17 protein-coding genes are annotated in these 19,991 nt (G+C 40.3%); 10 read left to right on the plus strand and 7 right to left on the minus strand.

All coding sequences use genetic code 11. The features are described from left to right. Positions 1-20 precede the first annotated feature (20 nt). Entirely contained in the window at positions 21-1,085 is a 1,065-nt protein-coding gene (locus B3139_RS14020) for an Mrp/NBP35 family ATP-binding protein (protein ID WP_293884109.1), read from the plus strand. A gap of 69 nt (positions 1,086-1,154) precedes the next feature. Here the strand turns inward: B3139_RS14020 and B3139_RS14025 are convergent, their stop codons facing one another. The 5 genes from B3139_RS14025 to B3139_RS14045 all read right to left on the minus strand — a co-directional run bounded on the left by B3139_RS14025 (position 1,155) and on the right by B3139_RS14045 (position 5,642). Then, on the minus strand, positions 1,155-1,925 hold the full coding sequence (locus tag B3139_RS14025; protein ID WP_293884110.1) for an exodeoxyribonuclease III: 771 nt from the start codon (positions 1,923-1,925) through the stop codon (positions 1,155-1,157). A gap of 74 nt (positions 1,926-1,999) precedes the next feature. Then, a complete protein-coding gene (locus tag B3139_RS14030; protein WP_293884112.1) occupies positions 2,000-2,758 on the minus strand; it encodes a peptidylprolyl isomerase in 759 nt (252 codons plus the stop codon). 56 nt (positions 2,759-2,814) lie between these two features. After that, on the minus strand, positions 2,815-3,162 hold the full coding sequence (locus B3139_RS14035; RefSeq protein ID WP_293884114.1) for a hypothetical protein: 348 nt from the start codon (positions 3,160-3,162) through the stop codon (positions 2,815-2,817). Between the two features lie 71 nt (positions 3,163-3,233). Continuing rightward, positions 3,234-3,680: a low molecular weight protein-tyrosine-phosphatase gene (locus B3139_RS14040; RefSeq protein ID WP_293884116.1), complete on the minus strand. Its 447-nt coding sequence runs from the start codon at positions 3,678-3,680 to the stop codon at positions 3,234-3,236. Between the two features lie 405 nt (positions 3,681-4,085). Continuing rightward, positions 4,086-5,642: a Do family serine endopeptidase gene (locus B3139_RS14045; RefSeq protein WP_293884118.1), complete on the minus strand. Its 1,557-nt coding sequence runs from the start codon at positions 5,640-5,642 to the stop codon at positions 4,086-4,088. 230 nt (positions 5,643-5,872) lie between these two features. Between B3139_RS14045 and dapF the strand changes: the two genes are divergently transcribed. Then, entirely contained in the window at positions 5,873-6,652 is a 780-nt protein-coding gene (gene dapF / locus B3139_RS14050; protein ID WP_293884120.1) for a diaminopimelate epimerase, read from the plus strand. A 144-nt stretch (positions 6,653-6,796) separates the two neighbouring features. Beyond that, positions 6,797-9,682: a DEAD/DEAH box helicase gene (locus B3139_RS14055; RefSeq protein ID WP_293884122.1), complete on the plus strand. Its 2,886-nt coding sequence runs from the start codon at positions 6,797-6,799 to the stop codon at positions 9,680-9,682. Between the two features lie 15 nt (positions 9,683-9,697). On the opposite strand, the gene B3139_RS14060 is transcribed toward B3139_RS14055, so the two are convergent. Continuing rightward, entirely contained in the window at positions 9,698-10,504 is an 807-nt protein-coding gene (locus B3139_RS14060; protein ID WP_293884124.1) for an AraC family transcriptional regulator, read from the minus strand. Positions 10,505-10,766: 262 nt separating this feature from the next. Here B3139_RS14060 and B3139_RS14065 point away from each other — a divergent pair, with 262 nt between their 5' ends. Further along, a complete protein-coding gene (locus B3139_RS14065; protein WP_293884126.1) occupies positions 10,767-11,816 on the plus strand; it encodes an HlyD family secretion protein in 1,050 nt (349 codons plus the stop codon). Positions 11,817-11,823: 7 nt separating this feature from the next. Then, positions 11,824-13,401 (plus strand): MFS transporter, encoded by a 1,578-nt coding sequence (locus B3139_RS14070; protein WP_293884128.1) that lies wholly within the window; start codon positions 11,824-11,826, stop codon positions 13,399-13,401. Positions 13,402-13,605: 204 nt separating this feature from the next. Here the strand turns inward: B3139_RS14070 and gltX are convergent, their stop codons facing one another. After that, positions 13,606-15,126 (minus strand): glutamate--tRNA ligase, encoded by a 1,521-nt coding sequence (gene gltX, locus B3139_RS14075; RefSeq protein ID WP_293884130.1) that lies wholly within the window; start codon positions 15,124-15,126, stop codon positions 13,606-13,608. 120 nt (positions 15,127-15,246) lie between these two features. Here gltX and B3139_RS14080 point away from each other — a divergent pair, with 120 nt between their 5' ends. From B3139_RS14080 to B3139_RS14100, 5 genes are all read left to right on the plus strand, one after another. Beyond that, positions 15,247-16,476 carry a sensor histidine kinase gene (locus B3139_RS14080; RefSeq protein WP_293884260.1) on the plus strand — a complete coding sequence of 410 codons (1,230 nt, stop codon included), beginning with the start codon at positions 15,247-15,249 and terminating at the stop codon, positions 16,474-16,476. After that, positions 16,457-17,005, plus strand: coding sequence for a DinB family protein (locus B3139_RS14085; protein WP_209578525.1), 549 nt, complete (start codon positions 16,457-16,459; stop codon positions 17,003-17,005). The genes B3139_RS14080 and B3139_RS14085 overlap by 20 nt, the downstream gene beginning before the upstream one ends. Next, a complete protein-coding gene (locus B3139_RS14090) occupies positions 16,971-17,396 on the plus strand; it encodes a hotdog fold thioesterase (protein WP_209578524.1) in 426 nt (141 codons plus the stop codon). The genes B3139_RS14085 and B3139_RS14090 overlap by 35 nt, the downstream gene beginning before the upstream one ends. 296 nt (positions 17,397-17,692) lie before the next feature. Next, the gene (locus B3139_RS14095; protein ID WP_293884135.1) at positions 17,693-18,988 is read left to right on the plus strand and encodes a sugar MFS transporter; all 1,296 of its coding nucleotides are present in this window, start codon (positions 17,693-17,695) and stop codon (positions 18,986-18,988) included. Positions 18,989-19,128: 140 nt separating this feature from the next. Further along, entirely contained in the window at positions 19,129-19,974 is an 846-nt protein-coding gene (locus B3139_RS14100; RefSeq protein ID WP_209578523.1) for a DUF2911 domain-containing protein, read from the plus strand. Positions 19,975-19,991 lie beyond the last annotated feature (17 nt).

Genomic DNA, 19,991 nt, shown 5'->3' on the forward strand with positions numbered 1-19,991 from the left:
TGATTACAAATGAACAATAGATGGTTACCAAAGAACAAATATTAAATGCATTATCCTATGTAGAAGAGCCTGATTTGAAAAAGGATCTTGTCACATTGAATATGATTCAAAATATCGGGATCGAAGGTGAAAAAATTTCTTTCGATGTCATTTTAACTACTCCCGCTTGTCCACTTAAGGCCCATATTGAACACGCGTGCCGAAACGCCATCGCTCATTTCATCGACAAAAATCTCGAAGTTCAGATCAACATGACATCCAATGTGATCGGGAAACAAGGCGCACAGGTTTCAGGCATTAAAAACATCATCTTGGTTTCCTCAGGAAAAGGTGGAGTTGGAAAGTCAACTGTTGCCGCCAATTTGGCGCTTGCTCTCCATGCTAAAGGAGCTAAAACAGGACTTTTAGACGCTGACATCTATGGACCTTCACTTCCGATTATGTTTGGCCTAGAAGGTGCTAAACCCGGATCAGTAGAAATGCCTGATGGCCAGGTTAAGATTGAACCGCTTGAAAAATTTGGACTAAAATTACTTTCAATCGGATTCTTCACCGACCCAAACCAGCCTATCCCATGGCGTGGCCCCATGACCACCTCTGCAATCAAGCAACTCTTTAATGATGCACACTGGGGTGAACTCGATTATCTAGTGGTTGATATGCCGCCAGGTACAGGCGACATCCATATTACCGTATCACAAACTTTCCCGATTGCGGGCGCAGTGATCGTCACTACTCCGCAGCAAGTTGCCCTAGCTGACGCTGTCAAAGGTATAGGTATGTTTTTAATGGATAGTATCAATATTCCGTTACTGGGCGTGGTGGAAAATATGGCTTATTTTACACCAGCGGAGCTTCCTGATAATAGATATTATATTTTTGGAAAAGACGGCGGAAAAAGGTTAGCTGAAGAATATAAAGTACCTTTCCTTGGCGAGATACCACTATTAAAGGGTATTTCTGATGCTGGAGATAATGGATTCCCCATTGCGATAGACAACGAAGATCCTGTAACAAAATCATTTCTGACGATTGCAGAAAAAGTTGCTCAGCAGCTTTCCATCATTCATAGTCAGTTAAAATAGCTATTCAAAGGCAGTGCTGCTGCTGTTAATCATACAAAAGGCTTNNAAGCCTTTTGTATGATTAACATTTTATTGGAGCGCTAGCTCTAATACTACCGGGCAATGATCGGAATGCACAGCATCCGGCAATATACTGGAAGATTTGATATGGTCGGCCAAAGACTTAGAAACCATATTATAATCAATGCGCCAACCCAAATTCTTTGCACGCGCTCCAGCACGATAACTCCACCAGGTATAATGGTGCGGATCTGGATTTAGATGGCGAAAAGAGTCAATATAACCTGAATTAATAAAATTCTCCATCCATTCGCGCTCTTCCGGAAGAAATCCCGAAGAGTTCGCATTTGATTTTGGATTATGAATATCGATGGCACGATGGCAAATATTATAGTCACCGCAGACAACCAGATTCGGCTTTTCCACCAAAAGCTTATCGCTATACAACTGAAAATCCTTCAAAAAGCGGTATTTAAAATCCTGTCTTACGTCCCCGGTTGTACCCGAAGGAAAATAGGTACTCATCACCGACAGTTGATCAAAATCAGCACGGATAATACGACCTTCAAAATCATAATCCTCATGACCACAACCGTACTCAATATGCTTAGGTGTCAGCTTGGTAAACAAGGCAACTCCGCTGTACCCCTTCTTTTGCGCTGGATACCAGTAATGCTCATAGCCCATTTCCTCCAGTAGGGCAACTTCGGGAATCTGATCAGGCGTAGCCTTAATCTCCTGAAGACAGATGACATCTGCATTTACAGCTTTCAACCAGCCCAACCAATCTTTCTTTAAGGCCGCACGCAAGCCATTCACATTATAAGTTACTATTTTCATTGTTTATTATTGTGATGCTAGATTATAGAAACAAGAAACCTTCTCAATCCCTAATATATTATTTCAACATAACATTAGTAGTCCTTTGAAGAGAATAAATCACCAATCTTTGAAAAGATACCCGTTTGAGGTTTTAAACCTTTAAGTTCACGTTCCAAGTTTAATGCCTCTCGCCTCGTAAGTACATGCATGGTCATTTTTTGATCGGTTTCTGGCCTATCATGCTGATCTGTCTTTACCGCTGCAATCTGATCGATAACATCTACACCTTTGACCAACTCACCAAATACAGTATAATTCCAGTCTAAATGGGGCGCACCACCAATAGTGGTGTATACCTGACGTTGAGTATCAGAAAATCTCTTGCCATTCATTCGGGTCTGCTCCAACCGATTGAGATCTTCAGGACTAAATACCTTTCCCTGAACAAGATAAAACTGAGAGCCCGACGAAGCTTTTTCAGGATTATTATCCCGGGCAGCTCCGATAGCACCTTTTTTGTGAAATAAACCATCCTGAATCTCCGCAGGAATGGTGTATCCAGGCCCCCCATTACCCAACTGAGCTCCGCCAACCGCATTTTTTGAGTCAGGATCACCCCCTTGAATCATAAAATTCTGAATGACGCGGTGGAACAGCGTCCCATCATAATATTGGCTTTTTGCCAATTTGACAAAGTTATCTCGATGTTTTGGCGTTTCATTATACAGCCGCACAATACAGATGCCCTTGTCAGTAACGATCTGTACATATTTAAATTCAGGTTTAGCCGCAAATGCCAAAACCTGTAAAAAGCAGAATACTGCAATTAAACTAGCTTTTAAAAATTTCATCTGTTAATAGTTCTACGTTCCCATTTGAACATTTAATTTTTCTCTTGACGTGATCGCTAGATAACATTTAATTCCTCAAAATAATCGATGATCAGAGACTTCATAATCAGTTCTTGTTCCAAAAGTGTATAGTTAGGAATTGGTTTTATTAATTCCCAATGCGGCCATCCTTCCTCATCAAGACCTTTCAGCGTATAAAATCCCATCGCACTAAAAAGACGACAAGTGGCAATATGCATCAACTCTTCCTTTTCCCGCTTCGAGAATTTCTGGGCTCCCTTGCCCAATTCCTGAACACCAATGAGGAATAAACACACCTTGATGTCTGGCTTTTCCATATCAAATAGTGCAGCAATCTCCTCCTGCAGGATAATCCATTTCTTGTTAACTTCAGCTGCCTTCATTTTTTTGATTTAAACAAACTAAGATAAGTTTGTGTTGATTTGCGAACAAATTTACATATAGAAGAATACATTTATGCTATTCGATTCCCTTCTTTGGCAATCACCTCTGCACAACGTTGGTCAATCATTTGAAAAACCGGATCAAACAAATTATCATCAAAATAGGGATCAGGAACAATATCGTCTCCTAAAAATAATTTAACCTTGTTCAGATCGGCTTTGTCTATAACCTGAGCACAAACATCTGCATAATTTTGTCTATCCATGACAAATATCAGATCATATTCAGCAAAAAACTGTGGTTTAAAATGCCGGGCCCGCTGACCCGATATATCGATACCATATTTCTTGGCAACTGCGATCGCCCTATGATCGGGTGCTTCACCAATGTGCCAATCACCTGTACCAGCCGATTCAACGACCCAGTTCAATTGTTTATCCAATGCCTTTTGCTTCAATATACCGTGTGCAAGGGGTGAACGACAGATATTACCCAAACAAACCATTAAAATCTTCATTTTTATAACGTTTAAAAAGCTATACAATAAATACCACTACTGCTATGGAATTCGACTAATTCCGTAAAAACTCAATTAAATCAACTAGCCACCCCATCGATTCATTAATAGCACTATTTATAGTAGATTGCAAGTCCAAAAAGTCTGAGCTTATCAAGTGCCAAGTTGCTTCTGTACTTTTATTCCGCAAAATAGCTAAACTAAAATTATTAACGAAACAACCCGCTTAAAAGTGACCAACTTCTTACCAAGCCATGTTTTTTTAATACGGTGTTGCTTCTTCCACCTTTGTAAAAGAAATCAAACCTTACCGTAGGCAGTTTTGCCAAGCCAAAAAAAAGGTGGCCTAACCTAAAGGCTAGAGCCACCTAAACTATATTAATCAACCAATTCTTAATTCTATGCTTAATATTCTACTGGGAAGCTCAATTGAACAGCACCACCTTGAGGCGACACACCTTTCAAACGTACAATATTACGTTGTGTTGCTCCTAAAGCGGCTTCAACATCATCCACTGAATTAACAGCCTTTCCGTTGACCTCAGTAATAACTAACCCGCGCTCTACACCGAAGTAATCAAAGATACCACCACGATTCACCTGAGTGACAACAACTCCGGAGTTCACACCCAATTCCTTTTTCTTCTGTGCAGACGCAGGAATAAAGCTTGCTCCTAATTTGTTATAAATTTCGGTTGCGCTTTTCGAAGCTTTTCCGCCAGCATTCGCAGATTTTAACGAATCTTCACCTTTCAATGTCATCGTAACCTGTTTTTCCTTACCATCTCGTTTGTAAGTAACATTTACTTTATCTCCAGGACGCGCACGACCTATAGTTTCACTTAAAACAGGCGAACCTGTAATTACTTTTCCATTAATTTTGGACAATATATCACCTTTCTTGATACCTGCGGCCTCAGCAGCACCACCAGCTACGACATCCTGAACATAAAGACCATCAACATCTGCAAAACCCTTCTCTTTCGCCAATTCAGGTGTTATTTCAGTATAAGTTACCCCGATGTAACCACGTTTTACATTACCGTATTCAACAAAGTCATCAACAATTTTCTTTACCAAATTGACAGGAATCGCAAAACCATAACCCGCATAGGTACCTGTTGGAGAAGCAATAGCGGAATTAATACCGATCAATTCACCCGAAGCATTTGTTAAAGCGCCGCCACTATTACCCCTATTAATTACCGCATCTGTCTGAATAAAAGATTCGATCGCTGAACTGACAGGAATTTGGTCTTGTCCACCTCCAAATGGGTTACCACGCTGTTGTTGCTGGCCTTCACTTAAAATCCCAATCTGACGCCCTTTCGCACTAATGATACCTGCAGTCACTGTAGACTGAAGTCCAAGTGGATAGCCAAAAGCCAATACCCATTCACCAACATTGACATTATCTGAGTTACCTAATTTAACAACGGGAAGCCCCTTGCCCGATACCTTCAATAAAGCTAGGTCGGTATTTGGGTCACGTCCGATCAATTTAGCTTCAAATGTTCGCTTATCTGTTAATACAACTTCAATCTTGTCTGCATCTTCCACCACATGGTTGTTGGTTACGATATAACCATCATCTGAGATAATTACACCTGACCCAGAAGCTTGTACAGGTTGCGACTGCATTTGACGTCGCCCGCCCCCCTGTGGCATGCCAAAAAACTCTTCAAACATGTCAAACGGAGAACCCTGCGATTGTTGTGATCCCTTACGGCTATATGTGGTTTTAATATGTACAACACCCGGTGACACCGCAGCAGCAGCCTGCGTAAAATCAGGGTTACCTGTAGAGGACATCACTCCTGTTGGATTATTTGCAAAATAAACCTTTTGTTTGTCTTCGAAAGACATACCATCAAACTTCTTATTCTCAATAAGCTTGTAACCTCCTAATGCTACCGCTCCACCGAAAACAGCTGTTAATAGCGTTAAACCGACCTTATTCATAAACTTATTTCTATTTTAAAATGTCTTAATATAAGCTGATAACTTTTGCTCTTAAAATTACCGATTTTATTCGGATATGTTCAAATGTAATACCATTTCGAAACCTTCGGAAAATCCGACACGTTAAAAAATGTTAATTACTAGACAAATACAACCATTTTAACAAATCTTAACTTTAGAAGGTTTTTTTGTAACAAAAAAACGTACTTTTGTTACTAAAAATCAACAGAATGGCAACAAAAGTAAGATTCTCTAAATACCAAGGAGCAGGCAATGATTTCATCTTAGTAGACAATCGCCAAAATGCATTTGACAGAGCAGACGAAGCATTAGTAGCGAAGCTATGTGACCGCCGATTTGGTATTGGTGCTGACGGGCTGATGCTCTTACAGCAGAACGAAAATTACGATTTTGAGATGGTTTACTTTAATGCAGACGGTAGAGAAGGAAGCATGTGTGGTAATGGAGGCCGTTGTATTGTCGCCTTTGCTCGCGACCTTGGCATTATTACTGACAAAACTGTCTTTTTGGCAGTAGACGGTATACACCATGCATCTTTATCTGCAGATCTTGTCAATCTCCAAATGATCGACGTGCAAGATTTTGCCCGTGATGGAGACGCCTACCTGTTACAAACAGGTTCTCCACACTATGTTGAATTTGTAGAAAATCTCGCGCATAAAAATGTCTATCAAGACGGCTACGCCATTCGTAATAATGCGACATATGGAAAAGATGGCATCAATGTAAATTTCATCGAAGCAGAAAGAGACGGTTATTTCCTGCGTACTTTTGAACGCGGTGTCGAAGATGAAACCTATGCCTGTGGCACTGGTGCTACTGCAGCAGCCATGGCCGTCGCCCTAAAGCAGAATCTCACAGGCGATATCAATATTCCTATCCGCGTATTAGGAGGGCAGCTTTACATCTCCTTCCATAAAAATGGTCAGCATTTTACAAAGGTGTTCTTAAAAGGACCGGCGCAGTTTGTCTTCAATGGAAACTATTAGGTTGCTACAGGCAATCAACACTAATCGCTTCCAGAATCTTCAATCCAAGCACGCCAATTTTTAAAATTTCATCAGGCAAATTGCGAGTAATGGTATATTTTATTGTATATTAGATACCTTTATTTATAAGGTCCGCTATTTTTAATGCAACAGTCAAAGTCATTCCCAGTATATAAAATCGTTTATTCCATATGTGAGCACCCTTATCTCGGCTATCTCATTGAGCCACACATGGTCCAACTCAATCCCAATGGGACTTACTCACTCCGATATCAACGCATATTTAGTAACACTGTCGGTGCCTACGCCGCCGAATTAGATGAAGTAGATTACAAACTCATTCGACTGCTTGATGAAATCGAACAAACACACCTCATCAAAAAATACTACAAAAAAGCGATCAGACCTGTAGATTTCTTTTCCAAAGTTTTTGATAAAAAGCTTTATGAACTCCTTCGTCCTAAAATAGATGAAAAAATGATTCAATTTTTTGAAACTGTTGGAGACAAACCATTCTTTATGATGAGCAAAGATGGGTATCCTGCAGATCAAGAAATTAAACTGGCCACATCTGCCGCCTCGATACTTTTTCATTTCCGTCGAAACGAAGAAGAAACACGCTATTTCCCGACCATCAAATACGAAAATCAGCGTTTGGAGTTCATGTTCAAAAATGCTATCGTGCTGACCAATGTACAAGCATGGCTACTTTTAAATAATACCCTTTATTATTTCGATCAGACCCTTGAAGGGAAAAAGCTTAGCCCCTTCTTGAATAAACGCTATATTTCTGTCGGTAGGAGCACTGAAAAAAAATATTTTGAAACCTTTGTCTGTGGCTTGATAGAACGCTATCATGTTTATGCCGAAGGATTCGACATCCAAACCCATCAGCATCAAGCAATTCCAATTCTCCGTTTGATTTATATCGAAGATGGAGCTTCACAACTTCAACTGCAATTTAAGTACGGTAAACATATCTTTACAGCTGGTGCCGAAAATAAAGTTACTGTCCGCATGGTCTATCAGGAGGAAGACGATCGTTATATTTTCCACCGTGTCAAACGATCTTTGCAATGGGAAGAACAACAGCATGAAAACTTAAAAAAGCTGGGGCTACAGGATTTTGACCTTCAACTCGGTTTATTGACACCAGTGATAGCCGCTGGAAAACGACTTTCCATATTTGACTGGATAAATAATCACCAAGAACAACTGGAGAAACTTGGCTTTCAAATTGTACAAAATAATGAAGAAAAGTGCTTCTTCATAGGACAGACCTCGCTGGATATCTCCATTGAAGAAGACAATGATTGGTTTGATATCAGTGCTATCGCAAAATTTGGACCTTACGAAATCCCATTTATTCAGCTGCGCAATCATATCCTCAATAACATTAAGGAATTTACTTTACCGAATGGAGAAATTGCCATGATTCCCGAAGAATGGTTTGCACAGTACAATCATTTATTTCAATTTTCTGCAGATCGCCATGAACTTAAATTAAATAAGGTACATATAGGCCTACTCTTTGAAATTAGCGAACATACGCAACTGGTATTTACCCGAAAACTTCAAAATCTGGCCAACTTCGAAGAAATTGCAGATATTCCCGAACCAAAACATTTCAAAGGAAATCTTCGCCCATACCAAAAGGCAGGATACAATTGGTTTAATTTTCTAAAGCAGTATAAGTTTGGAGGCTGTCTTGCGGATGATATGGGCTTAGGTAAAACCATACAAACATTAGCCTTATTGCAGCAACAAAAAGAACTGCTTCAGAATGAACAGGATGTACGTACTTCGCTTTTGGTCTTACCGACTTCATTAGTATATAACTGGCAAAAAGAAGCACATCAATTCGCGCCACAGCTTAATATTCACCTTCATACCGGGAATAACCGTATTAAAGATGCCTCACTATTCTCCAAATATGATTTGATAATCACCACCTACGGGATAGCACGTATAGACGAGGATACTTTGAGTAGCTTCTATTTTAACTATATTATCTTGGATGAAAGCCAGAACATTAAAAACCCTACATCCAAATCTTTCAAAGCCGTAAAAAGCCTAAAAAGTAAAAATAAACTGGCCTTAAGTGGAACCCCGGTCGAAAATTCAGTTTCGGATCTTTGGGCACAGATGCACTTCACCAATCCCGGACTGTTGGGTAGTTACACCTATTTTCAAAAGGAGTTTGTGCAGCCAATAGAAAAGAAAAAAGACGAAGAAAAAGCACAACGCCTCCAGGCGATTGTTAAACCGTTTATATTAAGACGTACAAAAGATCAGGTGGCAAGAGAATTACCGCCAAAGACAGAACAGGTACTCTACTGTGAGATGACAGAAAAACAGTCCGAACTTTACGAGAAGGTTAAATCTGAATATCGCAATGCAATCCTCGACGGACAATTGGAAAACAAACCAAAATCTAGCCAAATTGCACTTTTACAAGGATTGACAAAGCTGCGGCAATTAGCCAATCACCCCAGAATGGTGGATGAGAAATTTTCGGGCGATTCCGGTAAGTTCGAAGCGGTCATTGAAACACTTGAAATGGTCATGCAGAGAGGTAACAAAGTGCTGATTTTCTCGCAGTTTGTAAAACAACTCAATATCTTCCGCCAATATTTTGATCATAAAGGAATAAACTACGCCTACCTGGATGGTGGCACAAAAAATCGGGATGAAGCGGTCAGTCAGTTTCGTAAAAACAACGATACCAAGCTATTCCTCATTTCGATAAAGGCAGGTGGTGTGGGACTCAATCTTATTGAAGCAGACTATGTTTTTATCCTAGACCCTTGGTGGAATCCGGCCGTAGAACAACAGGCCGTAGACCGTTCGCACCGCATCGGTCAGACGCGCAACGTCTTTATCTATAAATTTATCAGCAAAGATACCGTTGAAGAAAAAATCTTAGCCTTACAGAATAAGAAGAAATCGATCGCACAAAGCCTGATCACAACCGAAGAAAGCTTTATCAAGTCACTTTCTCAGGAAGATCTGCAGGAACTTTTAGCCTAAATACAATCACTACTGCTATTTGTATCCATTGATCTTCGCCATATAAATCGATGGACGAATACCCGTCACGCGTGTAAAAATGTTGCTGAAAGAAGAGAGCTCGTTGTAACCCACGCGCATGGCGATTTCGAGAATGGAGTAGTTATTTTCAGACATGAGCTCCAGCGCTTTCGCAATTCGTATCGCTCTTAAAAACCGAATATAACTGATGCCCATATCTTCTTTAAAAAGCCTGGATAAGGAGCGGCTACTCATTCCAAAACGCGCAGCAATCTGTTCAATGGTAAAGGCCTGATCGATGTTGCTGTTGAGATACCGAGCCACACTTTTGAGCTTTTCACTTTTAGGATAGGGATGCTGCATCGGAAAAGCATCTACTGGTGAACTCGTATCTGGAATAATAGCCATCATCGCACGCAAGAGACAATATTTAGAATATTCAGTCATCTTGCTCACCCCGCCAGCCCAATCTCGAGCAAATAAAAACATTTCACGCATCAAATCATTGCTTAGAAATATATTTGGCACCGAAAGCACAGATGGCATACCCGGCCTTTCTTTAAAGTAAAAACTATAGAGTGGAATACGAGAGCTTGTACTTTCCAGATGATAAGTTGTATCTGCCGGAATCCACATATAAAATCTTGCAGGCAAATACCAGTGCTTTGTTGCTGTAAATACATGAATAATCCCGCCTTCAGCGTACAACAGGCGCGCCTTTTTATGTTGATACTCGCGAGAATCAATACGATCTACGTAGAGGTGGTCGACATAAAAATCATAGTGCTCAGCATCAATCGCTGCAAGTTTGCCCTCTTCCATAACTCAAAATTACGTTATTTCGACAATATGGCGCAAATAAACAAATATCCGTCCGACTATACAAAACAAATCATTTCCGTCCTACAGTATCTTTGTACGGGCCATATTCCCAAACAGAAACGTCGATCGGGACTCAAGCCCCCCTTTTAAGTAAAATGCATTGACAGATATTGATGTATCAGGTAATTCATAACCAGAATCGGAATGTGGATCTGAATGCTAAAGCTGAAGAATTTGGAAAATGCGCAAGTAGAATGGAATAATGAATAGAAAAGATAAAAAAGACAAAACAAAAGGATTTAATAGAGTGCTTGTCCTATTTGCCAGTATATTATTATTGGCCGGTATTGGCTTCCTGGCCAAGCATCTGATTTTTACTCATCAATATGTAACGACCAATGATGCACAGATAGATCAATATGTGACCCCTGTTGCTAGTCGGATCCCCGGTTTTATCAAAGAAGTCCGATTTGAAGAAAATCAATATGTGCATCAGGGTGACACCCTATTAATCATAGATGCAAGTGAATATCAGACCAGGGTAGATATCGCAAATGCCGAACTCCAAAGTAGCCAGAGAAATGCCGAGGTAATCAGCAAAACAGCCAATGCGACTGCCAATAGTATTTCGGTTCAAAAGGCAAGATTAGAAGCAGCAAAAGTAAGTGTATGGCAAACGCAACAGGATTATAGTCGATTCAAGAAATTATATGAGGCTGATGCGGCAACCAGACAGCAATACGACAATGCCCAAGCAACTTACGATTTAGCATTAGCACAACTACATGCTATGACAGAAGAGTATCATTCCGCGCGACTGAATACCAGCAAAGAAAAAGCAAACGAGTTACCTGCAAAAGCGAATATTAACATCAAAAAGGCCGCAAAAACAAATGCGCAGCTTTTCCTTTCTTATGCCGTAGTAACTGCGCCCTATGACGGTTTTGTGGGCAAGCGGACTATACAACCCGGACAATTTGTGAAGGAAGGCCAGACGCTGGCAAATGTAGTTAGCGAAGAGAAATGGATCGATGCAAATTTCAGGGAAACACAGCTCGAAGATCTTATAGAAGGCACTATCGTGACGATACAGGTGGATGCATTTCCCAACCTTCTTTTTAAAGGAAAGATCCATTCTTTTTCTCCAGCATCAGGTTCCAAATTTGCCGTAATACCCCAAGATAACGCAACCGGAAACTTCGTAAAAATAGAGCAGCGCATCCCCGTTAAAATTGTCTTTGATCCACAGCAGGATCTTAAAAAACTACGTGCCGGAATGAACGTTGTCATTCATGCCGCCCATCAATCCTAATTTGACCATGCTTAACAACAAATCTTTATACTATAGCTGGGTTCCCGAATGGATCAAACTTCCGCTTATGATATTAGCGATGTTTCCCCATCTCATGTTAATGTCGCTCTTCCATTCAAACACGGCATTTACTGCGTCGACGCTTGACATCGAAACCGAAGATATTCAATATTTCCTTTCCTTGATGTATGGTGCCATTGTGGTTGCTTTACTCATATTTCAGCGGCTTTTTTCTTATTTCAGGGTGAGAACATATATCCTGTTGACCTGCAGTGCTTCCATCCTCATCTTAATAGGCATCTCATTGACAAAAGATCCAATCCTTATTGGCGTTCTGCGTGTAGCCGAAGGTATTTTCTGTGTACTTGAAGGAGCTTGCTTCCTTCCAATGGTTATGAACCAGATTAAACATGCTAAGAGCCGCACCATTGCCTATTTCTTCCTGTATACATTTATGCTTACTGGCTCAACCTTAACAACATCTTTGCTCAAAGAAAGTATTATGGATTATGGATGGCAAGATATGATCCACGTTGTACTCTATTGGCATTTGATTGTGATTGCGATAGCCCTGCTCTTACTCAACAATAACCGCTTAAGTAAAAAATTCCCCCTCTATCAACTGGATCTCACAAGTTGTCTGTTTCTGCTGCTCTCATTGAGTTGCGGCGCTTATGTCCTAATTTATGGCCGTAAACACTATTGGTTTGAACACACCAATATTACCATCAACTTTGCCCTTTTCCTGGTGTTCGGAGCACTCTTTATAATTAAACAAAGTTTGGTCAAAAGACCTCTTTTTCACTTTGAGGTCTTGAGATACAAAAATGTGATTTTGGGAGTTATCCTATTTTTTCTCTTTTATATTATTCGCAGCAGCCTCAACAATGTCTATACCGTCATGGCTACCGTCTGGAAATGGCCCTGGCACTACATTATTGATGTACAATACATCAATGTCATAGGTACTATCCTGGGTGTTGGCAGTTCTGGCGTCTTACTTCTACGCGACGTATCGCCTAAATATAGCTTTGGCTTTGGCTTTCTGATATTGGCAATTTCCTGTTTTCTCTTTGTCCCTACCTTTTATCCTGATACCACAATCTGGGCCATTGGTCTACCTTTGTTCATTCAGGGCATCGGACAAGGCTGGTTATTCACCCCGTTGGTGATTTACATTTTAACAGGTGTCGAATCGCAACATGTAGGCAATGCCGGCCTCATGGGTACAACTGTTCGATTTTGGAGTACCAATATTGGATTTGCATTTATCCAAAACATCAGCTATATACTAAATAAAAAGCATTATAATCAACTCGAACAGACACTGAATACAAGCAATCCGTTGACAATGAATTACTGGAACACATTAATCGAGAAATATAGCGGATTATATGGCGATCAAGTGGCAAACCGTATTGTTAGTAAAAGTCTTTCCGGAAGTTTGAGTCAGCAAGCATCGCTAATCAGCAATATGGAAATATTTACTTACCTCGGAATGCTGGGATTAGTTGTCACCGGAATAATATTCTTATTTGGCCCAGTCAAGACCCTTTATATCCGGCTGAGGTTACCTTACTTATAAATCTAACTAGGGAAACGCCTAGTATAACCAAACTAGGGGACGCCTACCTAACAAGGTCTAACAACTCCATCAAAGCCAAAGAAAATAAACTTTTCCAGTAAAATGAGCATAGTAAACTCATGGAAACCCTAGTCAACAATACTAAAAGAGGCTATTTGCAAATCAATGCAAATAGCCTCTTTTAGTATTTTATACGCTATTACTTTAAGCATCAAATTCCTGAAGTGCTTTTTTCACACGATTTACGACTTCATCTCTGCCCAGCAGTTCAACTATCTGAAACACATCTGGTCCAAATTTCCCACCGACTAACATAATACGGAATGGCATCATCAGTTCGCCCATTTTCATTCCGGATGCCTGAATTGCATCCTTGAAGAAAGGTTCCAACTCAGAGGCCTTCCAGGTATTAAATCCTGCGAAAGACTGGTTAATGCCTTCAAAAAATGCAGTTTTTTCCGCAGACCATTTAGGCTTTACTGCATTTAAATCATACTCTGCAGGTTGCAGGAAGAAAAACGACGCTTGGCTCCAAAAATCTTCCACAAAGGTCAGGCGCTCTTTTACCGCATCCAATACCTTACTCACATAAGTATCATCAGCCGCTACTTGATGATGTTCCAAAACTGTTCTGATCTGCGGTAACAACGACTCTGTTGAAGATCGTTTGATCCATTCGTGGTTAAACCATTTTGCTTTTTCAAAATCAAATTTCGCCCCAGCTTTACTGATACGGTCAACGCCGAATTTCTGGATCAATTCATCTAAAGAAAAAAGTTCCTGTTCAGTTCCATCATTCCAGCCTAACACCCCAAGCATATTGACGAAAGCCTCCGGCAAGAAACCCATCTCACGAAAACCTTTTGTTGTATCGCCAGAGTTCGCATCGGTCCAGTTCATCGCGTAAACAGGGAATCCCAAACGATCGCCATCGCGTTTACTTAATTTACCATTTCCATCGGGCTTGAGGATTAGAGGAAGATGTGCCCAGCTCGGCATGCTTTCGCCCCATCCAAGGTATTCCCACAACAAAATATGAATAGGTGCCGAAGGCAACCACTCTTCGCCACGGAATACATGCGAAATATCCATGGTTTTATCATCGACAACAACGGCTAGGTGATAAGTGGGCATACCATCAGCTTTAAGCAATACCTTATCATCAACAAGATTTGTATCAAAAGCAACCTTACCTCGGATCATATCCGTGAATGTTACCGTGTCATCTGTAGGAATTTTTATACGAATGGTATGCGGAGTTCCCGCATCCAACAGTTGTTGAGTTTCAGTCTCAGATAGGCTCAACGAATTGCGCAATTGAAGTCTGTTTTCGTGGCTATACCGGAAGTTAGGCTGTAATTTACGCTGTTCATCTAGCTCTTCAGCAGTATCAAAGGCATAATAAGCATACCCATTTGCGATCAACTGCTCAGCATATTTCCGGTAAGATGGTTTTCGCTCACTTTGACGGTAAGGCCCATATTTCCCCCCTTTTAACGGACTTTCATCAGGGTTCAGACCACACCATGCTAAACATTCGTTAATATATTCTTCAGCACCTGAGACAAAACGAGTTTGATCCGTATCCTCGACACGTAAAATAAAATCTCCCTGATGCTGACGCGCATAGAGAAAATTAAACAAAGCTGTACGTACCCCACCAAGGTGAAGACCACCTGTAGGGCTTGGTGCAAAACGCACTCTTACTTTTCTTTCTGAACTCATGAAGCAAAATTACCACAAAATTTTTGATTTGGGCGCTACGACCACTTCTTCAATGAAATAAAAGTGCAGAAAACAGACATTTATTCACTAATTTGCGATGAAGGACACGAATACGGAATCATGAAACCCTATCAGATTAGCCAGCAACGCTGGAAATTTATCTTGCTCATCTTTGCAGCAGTCATTGCTGTTGCCTCCTTGGTGTACACCAATTACCTCGTTCGAAATCTTGCTCACGCCGAACGTTCAAAGGCCGAGGTATGGGCCATGAGTACTAAAAATATCATGACCATGCCCGACGTAGATGATGAGTTCATTACATTTATTTACGCTGTGAGAGACAGCTTAAATTTACCAGCGATTATTACTGACGATAAAGAAGATATCATTTTTTGGCGGAACCTCGATTCTACGAAGACCAATATTAAGCCCGGACAAAACGACAGTGTTACAAAGCATCTAAATTACGACCCGGCTTATTTTCAAAAACAGCTGGCATTTATGAAAAAAAGCCATCCCCCCATTACTCTGGAATTAGAGAACGGGCAAAAATGGCATGTATACTACAAGGATTCTTGGTTTTTGCAACAGCTAAGGGTGTTTCCGTACGTACAACTATCGCTCATTGCGCTCTTCCTGATCATTGCGTATACCGTTTTCAACTCTATCCGAAAATCTGAACAAAATCTTGTTTGGGTAGGCCTCACCAAAGAAGCTGCCCATCAATTGGGCACCCCCATTTCGTCGTTGATGGGTTGGCTAGAACTGATTCGTATAAAATTTGATGCCGAAGAAGATGATACCCTAAATGAAATGGAAAACGACATAAAGCGGCTTGAAATCGTCGCTGACCGCTTTTCAAAAATAGGGTCTACTCCCGTACTGACCAATCACAACCTCTACGAGGTCATTAAAAATTACATGGATTATTTCCGTATACGGACTAGCAATAAAATTACTTTCGAATTAAAAGGAGACAAACATCTTGAAGCAAAGCTCAATATTCCGCTCTTCGACTGGATTATAGAAAATTTATTGAAAAATGGAGTAAATGCCATTGGTACAGAAGGAAAGATAACTGTTAATATTTCAGAAAATATTGCGAAAGATGAAATTTTTATAGACATTAGCGATACGGGCAAAGGAATTCCGAGATCTAATTTTGAATCAGTTTTCCAGCCGGGCTTCACAACAAGAAAGAGAGGCTGGGGGCTTGGGCTTAGTCTGACAAAAAGAATGGTACGGTATCACCAAGGACAAATTTTTGTAAAAGAATCTGAATTAGGTAAAGGAACAACATTTCGAATAATCTTAAAAAGCAATTTAAAATATGAAGCCACTCAAATCTGACGAATATCCAGCAGTCTATGCGCCATATATTGAGACTGTCGTCGATAACGTGTTTGATGCACTTGAAGAACAAACGCTCTCCTTTCCAGCATTTCTGGACACGATTCCTGAGGAAAGAGGCAATTTTAAATACGCCGAGGATAAATGGACCATCAAAGAAGTCGTTGGCCACGTCATCGATAATGAACGAATCATGGCCTATCGTGCGTTGCGCTTCTCCCGTAATGACCTGAAGGAGCTAGCCGGTTATGACCAAGACTACCTCATCCAGTATTCACGCTATAATGATCGTACGTTAGAAAGCTTGAGCAAAGAATTCACCTTTCTTCGCAAAGCCAATATGATGCTTTTCAACAGTTTCAATGACGCTGAATTGGAGCGTAAAGGAATGGCATCTGAGCGACTCACAAGTGTAAAGGCACTGTTATATGTTATTGCGGGACACCTCAATCATCACCGCATTATTATCCAAGAACGTTACTTAAACTCAGACGATGTCAAAAATTTGGTTTCAGCATTACAGCATTGAGGAAATAAATGTATTTTTTAACAAATACCTGTCAGGTCTCCTGGAAATTCAAGCGACAGAAATAAATGACAACACCATTACAGCGACTATGCCTGTAACGGATAAAGTCAAGCAACCGCACGGAATATTACATGGTGGAGCCTCGGTAGTCCTGGCAGAGTCTCTAGGCAGCATTGCCTCTAACCTGGTGGTTGATCCAGATAAATATCGCGGCGTTGGACTTGAAGTGAACGCAAACCATATACGTCCCGTAAGCAGCGGAATAATTACAGCGAAATGCAGTCCAATACATATTGGCCGTTCCACACATATCTGGGAAATAAAGATGTATGACCGGTTCAATAAATTAAATTGTATTTCCAGACTTACAGTAGCGATCGTTCCAAAATAATACAATTTATAGGGCTTTTGGCAACTCGAATTCCAAAACCATCAAATTTTAATCTGTCAGATTAAAATTTAAAGGAGGATAAATTACAATTTATCCTCCTTTTTTTCTACGAATTAATTCCCAAAACCGCGCAAAAATATGCCTTTATTTATTTCCTATATTCAATAAATTTAAGTAGTCTTGTACGTTGGATAGTTTAAAAATCAACAAAATAGCATGCAATCGATTGCTTAACGCTACTTTTTCGACAGATTTCTACTGCGTGAACGATAACTTAACTAAATATAATTAAAAAAATGACCACTAATCCTAATTCGGGTAAAACAGCAATAGTCCCTATGCTCATTTGCTGTGCATTATTTTTTATTCTTGGATATATCACTTGGGCCAATGGCGCATTGATCCCTTTTGTACGCTTAGCATTTAATTTAGAGACCGACACACAAGCATTTTTAATTCTGTTCGCGTCGTATATTGCCTATTTTTTTCTCGCATTACCCAGTTCATGGATTTTAGGGAAAACAGGCTTCAAAAATGGATTAGTGGCCAGTCTGGTGTTAATTATTTTAGGCGCCCTTATCATTATTCCTGCCGCATCAAACCTGAGCTACCAACTCTTCTTGGTTGCTATATTTGTGCAAGCTTCAGGCATGGCGCTTTTACAGACAGCGATTAACCCTTATTTAAGTATAATCGGCCCCATAGAAAGTGCCGCCCAAAGGATCTCCATCGTAGGGATTTTCAATAAAACAGCTGGCATGATTGTTCCAGTAGTCTTGGGGAGCATCCTATTAAAAGATTACGACAGCATTTCCAGTAGAATCAAAGAACTCAAAGCAGGTGCAGAACACGATGCACTGTTAGCGGAATTATCTGAAAGGCTTCATGGACCCTACATTGGAGTGGCTATCGGTGTTGCGATTTTAGCGATTGTCGTATTTGTTGTAAAAATGCCCGAAGTTGATGTCAATAAGGAAGAAGAAGCAACAGATGACGCTGCTGTCACAAGTACTAAAAAGACAAGTATCTTTCAGTTTCCACATCTATTTTTAGGATTTCTCGCTATTTTCTTCTGCGTTGCAGTAGAAGTAATGGCAGGCGACATCATCGGAACTTATGGGAGATTATTATCTCTGCCGCCATTTTTTGTTAAGTATGGCACTACGTTTACACTAGTATGTATGCTAGTTGGCTATTTCATTGGTATTATCTCTATTCCGAGGTTTGTATCGCAGCAAACCGCTTTACGTATCTGTACAATTGTTGGAATAACATTCACGGCAATTTCAGCATTTTCTACAGGACTGACGTCTTATATCTTTGTGGCCCTATTGGGTGTCGCGAATGCATTGATGTGGCCAGCAATTTTCCCACTGGGTATAAAAGGACTAGGACGCTTTACGAAAACAGGATCAGGCATTATGATTATGGGTATTGCCGGAGGAGCAATCTGGCCTTTGATATATGGTTATTTAAAGGACACTTTACATGTTGACTTCCAACATGCGTTTCTCTTTGCGATGGTTCCGGCCTACCTGTATATCTTATTTTTTGCCACTAAAGGGCATAAAATTGGAAAAGAAAACGCTTAATAGAACACCTTAGTGCAACTAGCGAAAGGGCATCTAAAAATAGATGCCCTTTTTCTGTGAAATTCTTCCTATTTTTAGAAGATAGATAGAGGCGTGAAACTGTTCAAAACGCGTAGACAACAAAACAAACAATGATACAGATGAAAAAAAATCTTTTTGCAATTGCCATTGCCGCAACCATGATGTTTACGGCTGGAGAATCTTTTGCTCAAATTAAGCTTCCTGCAGCCAGCAGCTCACAAACGATTACACAAGGATTAGGTATTGAAAATGTAACACTAAACTATAGCAGACCAAGTATGAATGGACGTAAGATCTTTGGTGATCTCGTCCCTTATAATCAGGTGTGGCGTACAGGAGCAAATACCAATACCACATTAACTTTTGAAGGAGATGTTACATTAAATGGCAATAAGCTTTCAGCAGGAACCTATTCGCTTTTTACTATCCCAAACAAATCGGAGTGGACCATCATCATCAGTAAAAACACAAAACAATGGGGCGCATACACGTATAAACAAACCGAAGACGCTTTACGCTTCAATGTTAAACCACAGACATTAGCCAATCCGGTGGAAACTTTTACCATCGCTTTTGACAATGTTACGCCAACGGATGCGGTTTTAAGTTTGGCTTGGGAAAAAACTGCTGTAAAAATTGCCCTTAAAGTAAACCAGCAGGATAAAATATTAGCTTCAATCGATGAGGCTATGAAAGGGGAGAAAAAACCATATTTTGCAGCCGCTCAATATTACTTTACTAATAATTTGGATCTGAATAAAGCTTTAAACTGGTTCGATGAAGCTGCTAAAGCCCAACCCAAAGCTGCACATGTTCTTTATTGGAAAGCAAAAGCTCAATTGAAAGCAGGAGATAAAAAAGGAGCGGTGGAAACTGCCACGAAAGGTCTTGAAGTGGCCACAGCTGACAAGAATGCTGAGTACATCAAGTTGAATACACAAGTGATCAATGCTGCGAAAAAATAGCGGTCTATACATAACAA

The sequence above is a fragment of the Sphingobacterium sp. UBA1498 genome (genome assembly GCF_002325125.1).
Taxonomy (GTDB): domain Bacteria; phylum Bacteroidota; class Bacteroidia; order Sphingobacteriales; family Sphingobacteriaceae; genus Sphingobacterium.